The 260-nt window shown below is 66.2% G+C and carries 2 protein-coding genes; both read left to right on the top strand.

The window, feature by feature from the left end; translation table 11 throughout:
- The first annotated feature begins 3 nt into the window (after window positions 1-3).
- Window positions 4-156 carry a hypothetical protein gene (locus tag ACTFO6_RS19035; RefSeq protein ID WP_439935904.1) on the top strand — a complete coding sequence of 51 codons (153 nt, stop codon included), beginning with the start codon at window positions 4-6 and terminating at the stop codon, window positions 154-156.
- A gap of 9 nt (window positions 157-165) precedes the next feature.
- On the top strand, window positions 166-260 hold a 95-nt coding region (locus tag ACTFO6_RS19030; protein WP_439935903.1), incomplete at its 3' end, for an ArsA-related P-loop ATPase.

Genomic DNA, 260 nt, shown 5'->3' with positions numbered 1-260 from the left:
GTCCTGCCCATCGTCGCTGTCGGCGATCGGGTGATCAGCAAGGGACGCTACCCGAGCCGCGCCGAGCTCGCCAGGGAGCTGAGCCTTGACTCTTCCGTTGGGGTCACTGCCGCAGGTTGCGGCCGGACGGCGGGCAACAACGGCTGCTGCGGCTGAGTAGGCGCTATGGGATTTCTCGATCGGCCGACCCGCCATTTGTTCTTTACCGGCAAGGGGGGCGTTGGCAAGACGTCCACTTCATGCGCGGTAGCCGTGGGGCT

Origin of the sequence: Pelomicrobium sp. G1, from assembly GCF_051905455.1 — a bacterium.
GTDB lineage: Bacteria > Pseudomonadota > Gammaproteobacteria > Burkholderiales > UBA6910 > Pelomicrobium.
Note: the sequence above shows the minus strand (reverse complement) of the source record. Positions and strands in the feature narration are given on the sequence as shown.